Here is a 1839-nt window from a genome sequence, read left to right on the forward strand (position 1 = left end):
CTTCATCTCCTGTGGGTCTTCGCTGCAATATTTGATGCCGAGATAGTTTTCCGCTGCCGGAATGACTTCGTCGGGCTGCGCCAGGCTGGCGATCTTGCCGCGCAGCTCCGCCGGTGGCTCGAAATAGGTCTTCCAGCTGTCGACCGGGCCTTTGTAGAGGTCGCGGTTGACGGTGTAGCCGGCATTGCCGAAGGCGAGCGGGATCGAATGATTGCCTGTCGCATCCCACCACGGTTTCTGCCAGTCCGGCAGGACTTGGCTGTAGGCCGCCATCGAGCTGGCGCCGAAATCCTCAAGCAGCCCGCTGTCGATCATGATCTTCACGAAGTGCTGCGAAGGCGTGACGATGTCGTAGCCCGACGAGCCGGCCTGCAGCTTGGTCAGCAGGTCCTCGTTGGATGAGAAGGCGTCGACCGTGACCTTTATGCCGGTTTCCTTCTCGAATTTCGTGACCATCTCGGGCGAGATGGAATCCGCCCACGCGTAGATGGCCAGGCTGCCCTCGGCGACAGCGGGCGCGCTAAAGGCGAGGCTCATGGCACCGGCCATGGCGAGCGCTGCAATTTTGGTCGTCATGTCATTCCCCTGTTTGTTGTTCTCCCAGGGGCGACGATAACAAACCGTCGGGTTCGATAAATTCGATTTGCCCGACGCCTTGATTAGGAAAAACTACGCCGCTGCTACTGCCGTCGCTGAAGCACGAAGGCCACGGTCGCCAGCACCACCGAAACAATCATGATCAAGGTCGAGATTGCGTTGAGCTGCGGCGACACGCCCTGCTTGATCAGTGAGAAAATGTAGACCGGCAGCGTGGTGGCGCCGCCGGAATTCAACAGGTTGCTGGTGATGAAATCATCCATCGAGATGACGAAGGCGAGCATGGCGCCGGCGAAAACACCCGGCAGGATGAGCGGCAGCGTGACGCGACGAAAGGCGACCCAACCGGTTGCATAGAGATCGCGGGCGGCTTCCTCCAGATCGAAGTCCATTCCCTGCAGGCGGGCGCGTATCGGCAGGAAGGCGAACGGGATGCAGAAGGTGGTGTGGGCGATCATCAGCTTCACCATTCCGTTGGCGAGCCCGATCTCGGAGAAGAGGATCAGGACGGCGACAGCAACGACGATTTCGGGCAGGAGCAGCGGCAGGTTCACCACCGCTTCGGAGATGCGGCGGAACCGGACATCGCGGCCGCGCACCAGCACCAATGCCGCCATCAACGCGACAAGCGTCGAGGCGACTGTGGCGACCGCGGCGACGAGCAGGGAGGTCTTCACCGCTGTCATCAGGTTCGCGTTGGACAAAGCGGTGGCGTACCAGTGCAATGAGAAGCCGCCCCAATTGGAGACGATCCGGTTCGCATTGAAAGAGTAGAACACCACGACGGCGATGGGCAAATAGAGATAGGCGAAGAAGATCGCGCTGAAGAGACCGAAGCCCGGATAGCGCCTGACATCATCGTCCGCGTTCATGCCGCACGCTCCATGCCTTCGGTGCGCATCGAGCGCAGACCCTGGAAAATCAGGAAGACCATGACCGCGGCCATCAGCACGATGGCGATGGCGGCGCCGAGCGGCCAGTTGCGGGCGCCACCGAACTGCAGCTGGATGAGATTGCCCATCATCATGGTCTTGCCGCCGCCGAGCAGGGTCGGCTCCAGGACCGCGCCGAGGCTTGGAACGAACACCAGGATCGCGCCGGCGATCATGCCGGGCCGGGTGAGGGGCAGGATAACGCGGCGCAATGTGGTGAGGCGGTTGCCATAGAGATCATGCGACGCCTCGATGAGCGCAGGGTCGAGTTTCTCGATCGAGGCGAAGATCGGCAGGATCATCAGCGGGA

At 61.3% G+C, this 1839-nt stretch carries 3 protein-coding genes; all 3 read right to left on the reverse strand.

The window, feature by feature from the left end; all coding sequences use genetic code 11:
- The coding region (locus tag EN750_RS32455) for an extracellular solute-binding protein (protein ID WP_127399124.1) at positions 1–576 on the reverse strand (576 nt) is incomplete at its 3' end.
- A 104-nt stretch (positions 577–680) separates the two neighbouring features.
- Positions 681–1469, reverse strand: a complete 789-nt coding sequence (locus tag EN750_RS32460; RefSeq protein ID WP_127399125.1) for an ABC transporter permease — start codon at positions 1467–1469, stop codon at positions 681–683.
- Positions 1466–1839: ABC transporter permease subunit (locus tag EN750_RS32465; RefSeq protein ID WP_127399126.1), on the reverse strand; the 374-nt coding region annotated here is incomplete at its 5' end. The genes EN750_RS32465 and EN750_RS32460, both read right to left, overlap by 4 nt.

The organism is Mesorhizobium sp. M7A.F.Ca.ET.027.03.2.1, assembly GCF_003999175.1.
Lineage (GTDB): Bacteria > Pseudomonadota > Alphaproteobacteria > Rhizobiales > Rhizobiaceae > Mesorhizobium.